Origin of the sequence: Citrobacter sp. 50677481 (assembly GCF_001463265.1) — a bacterium.
GTDB lineage: Bacteria > Pseudomonadota > Gammaproteobacteria > Enterobacterales > Enterobacteriaceae > Citrobacter_A > Citrobacter_A sedlakii.
In genome coordinates this window covers 1-3,328 of record NZ_LNHZ01000060.1, presented here as the reverse complement: position 1 = coordinate 3,328, position 3,328 = coordinate 1, and the positions used below count along the sequence as shown (strand labels likewise).

Below are 3,328 nucleotides of genomic sequence, written 5' to 3'. Positions count from 1 at the left end.
TACCGGGAAGGAGGGAGTGACCATCTCATTAAATAAAGCACGCTAAGGCATAGCTGACCTTGCCAGGCCTGCTTCGCCCTGTAGTGACGCGATCAACGGGCAGGAAACATTCCCCTTTCGTGCATGGCAGGCGCACACGAGTTCAGACAGCACGGTTTCCATGCGCGCCAAGTCGGCCATCTTCTCGCGCACGTCCTTGAGCTTGTGTTCGGCCAGGCTGCTGGCCTCCTCGCAGTGGGTGCCATCGTCGAGCCGCAACAGCTCGGCAATCTCGTCCAGACTGAACCCCAGCCGCTGTGCCGATTTCACGAATTTCACCCGAACCACGTCCGCCTCCCCATAGCGGCGGATGCTGCCGTAAGGCTTGTCCGGTTCCCGCAACAGGCCCTTGCGCTGATAGAAGCGGATTGTCTCCACGTTGACCCCGGCCGCCTTGGCAAAAACGCCAATGGTCAGGTTTTCCAAATTATTTTCCATATCGCTTGACTCCGTACATGAGTACGGAAGTAAGGTTACGCTATCCAATCCAAATTCAAAAGGGCCAACGTATGTCTGAACCACAAAACGGGCGCGGTGCGCTCTTCGCCGGCGGGCTGGCCGCCATTCTTGCATCGACCTGCTGCCTGGGGCCGCTAGTAGGGGTCTGACGCTCAGTGGAACGAAAACTCACGTTAAGCAACGTTTTCTGCCTCTGACGCCTCTTTTAATGGTCTCAGATGTCCTTTGGTCACCAGTTCTGCCAGCGTGAAGGAATAATGGCCGAGCATATTGATATGTCCGTGGCAAAGCGGGGAGAGGCGTGCGATATCTTCATCATTCAGTGTTTCACCCTGCGCCCGGAGATGATCCAGGGCTGCCTGCATATAAATAGTGTTCCATAACACGACGGCGTTAGTGACCAGCCCCAGTGTGCCCAGTTGATCTTCCTGACCGTCGGTATATCGTTTTCTTATCTCACCTTTTTGACCGTGACAGATGGCTCTGGCAACGGCATGGCGACTTTCTCCCCGATTAAGCTGGGTCAGAATGCGCCGGCGGTAATCTTCATCATCAATATAATTAAGCAGATACAGCGTTTTGTTGATGCGCCCCACTTCAATGATTGCCTGAGTCAGTCCGGAAGGACGTTCACTTTTCAGCAATGAACGGACCAGCACTGAAACCTGTACTTTGCCCAGCTTCAGGGAGCCAGCGGTCCGGATCATTTCGTCCCACTGAAGGACTATTTTTCGGGGATCTGATTGCCCTCTGGCAATATCATTCAGCACGCCATAGTCGGCATCATGGTCCATTCGCCAGAAAACCGAAGCACCGGCATCAGCCAGGCGTGGAGAAAACTGGTATCCCAGCAGCCAGAAAAGGCCAAAGACAAGTTCGCTGGCACCTGCTGTATCGGTCATAATTTCGGTTGGATTCAGCCCGGTCTCCTGTTCCAGAAGACCTTCCAGCACAAAGATAGAGTCCCTCAGCGTCCCCGGTATAACGATGCCATGAAAGCCGGAATACTGATCGGACACAAAGTTGTACCAGGTGATCCCTCTGTTATTACCAAAGTATTTGCGGTTCGGTCCGGCATTGATTGTTCTGACTGGCGTAACAAAGCGCATTCCATCTGCAGATGCCACTTCTCCTCCACCCCATATCTGTGCCAGTGGCAGCGTTGCCTGAAAATCAACCAGTCTGGCATTAGCGCTGGTGATAGTTTCAGCCCGCAGATAGTTCGCTTTTGTCCAGTTCAGCCGGTGTCGGGTCAGTGCAGGAACATTTGATCTGATCAGTGGTTCCAGACCGATATTGCAGGCTTCAGCCATCAGCACGGCGCTGATGCTGACGGGCAGATCATCAACTCTGGCACTGGCTTCACTAGCATGGAAAAACTCATCAGCAAATCCGGTATGGGCGTTAATTTCGAGCAGCAACTCCGTTAAATCCACCGGAGGGAGTAGATCACTGATCATTTTGCTCAGTCGTTTCAGACTGTCCGGCTCATCAAGACTGGCGAGGGGAGAAATTGTCAACCGGGGCTTCGGGCCAGAAACATCGAGTTCGACAGCCTCATTTTCGCAAAGACGTGCAGCAACCTGTCTGTAACGACTATCAAGCTGATGACCCAGAGATTTTATTGCTTCCTGCGGGTCTGTCGGGTGCCCCAAAGAACGATAAACCTTAATCCGGTTTGCCTGCCAGTCAGCACCCTGTAGTAATCTTGCACGAGGATCTCCCCACCGGTTACTGCCGGTAACGTAGACATCCCTCCGCCTCAGACTATCCTGCAGTTTACTGAGAAAGCAGAGCGTGTATCCCCTGCGGGTGATATGTTTTTCCTTGTTAATCACCAGCCGTTTCCATGACCGACTGATAATTTCCGTTGGTGCGTCGTCAAAAAACTGCCGCCGTGAGCTGAACTCCCGGCTGAGGTAGTCACAGGCATTCAGAGTGGTAACCCCGGCAGGTGCGGATGAAAATTTAACGGTATTCAGCAGATGGGGCAGGAAACGACGAACGCGCCCGTACTGCTCCACCATTTCTTCATGAAAATTATCGTCTGAGGGCCGGGCAATTTCACGGACAAGCGTGATGATTTCAGCCAGCTTTTGCCTTGGGATGTAGCTGAACACCTCAGCACGAATCGATTCGTCCGGTGTTTCTTCTTTCAGCAGGTACGAACATGCGCTGGCGAGCGCCAATGCAGATTTATCCAGATCCTTCAGCGAGCGGAGCCGTTTTTTCTGCCCAATCTTTCTGGCGTCACGGATGATAACGGCCAGCATGGCGTCCAGAACGTCCAATGCATCATCCAGCGCCAGCGTTTCCCATGCAAGGACAAAGGCAACCAGAACCGCCATCCTTTTCTGCGGTGACATCCTGGCAATATTGAACACCGAAGTCATACCAGCATAACGTGCGAGATTTTTCAGGCGCACAGCCGGGAGTGTACTCAGGTTTTCAGCATGCAGGCCAAAATCGTTCAGAGTTTTCCAGCGTTCAATTGCTTCATTAAACGCCGGACCACTGATGGTCACAGGGCCCTTTTTCAGTGATTCCAGTAAAGACAGGCGGCTGCAATCAGTTGGCCCCAGCAGCATCTCCAGCTGTGAACGCTGTTCGGCTGACGGTATCAGTGCCAGTTTGTTCCACAGGCGCAACGTCGCCTTTTCCCTTACCTCTGAAATCAACCGGGTCAGCGTAGTGGCTCCGGGGAGAATAATACGATGTTGCATAAGCCACCCTGTCGCCAGATCGAAAAGCAGGCCAGGACGTTCGTTGCTTATCCAGCTCCGGGTATATAAAAGGGCACTGTTGCAAAGTTAGCGATGAGGCAGCCTTT

At 53.0% G+C, this 3,328-nt stretch carries 1 protein-coding gene and 2 pseudogenes; 1 reads left to right on the top strand and 2 read right to left on the bottom strand.

Annotated features, from left to right (window positions below; translation table 11 throughout):
- Positions 1–42: 42 nt before the first annotated feature.
- On the bottom strand, positions 43–477 hold the full coding sequence (gene merR / locus APU02_RS16500; protein ID WP_000429836.1) for an Hg(II)-responsive transcriptional regulator: 435 nt from the start codon (positions 475–477) through the stop codon (positions 43–45).
- A gap of 71 nt (positions 478–548) precedes the next feature.
- On the opposite strand from merR, the pseudogene APU02_RS25315 reads away from it, so the two are divergent.
- Positions 549–644, top strand: a pseudogene (locus tag APU02_RS25315) (mercuric transporter MerT family protein); the annotation flags it as partial.
- A gap of 60 nt (positions 645–704) precedes the next feature.
- Here APU02_RS25315 and APU02_RS16495 read toward each other — a convergent pair.
- Positions 705–3,293 (bottom strand): annotated as a pseudogene (locus APU02_RS16495) (Tn3-like element Tn3 family transposase); the annotation flags it as partial.
- Between the last annotated feature and the right edge of the window lie 35 nt (positions 3,294–3,328).

What these genes read in the sequence shown, in the direction of transcription:
- merR (WP_000429836.1), bottom strand. Translation starts at nt 477, where the DNA reads ATGGAAAATAATTTGGAAAACCTGACCATTGGCGTTTTTGCCAAGGCG.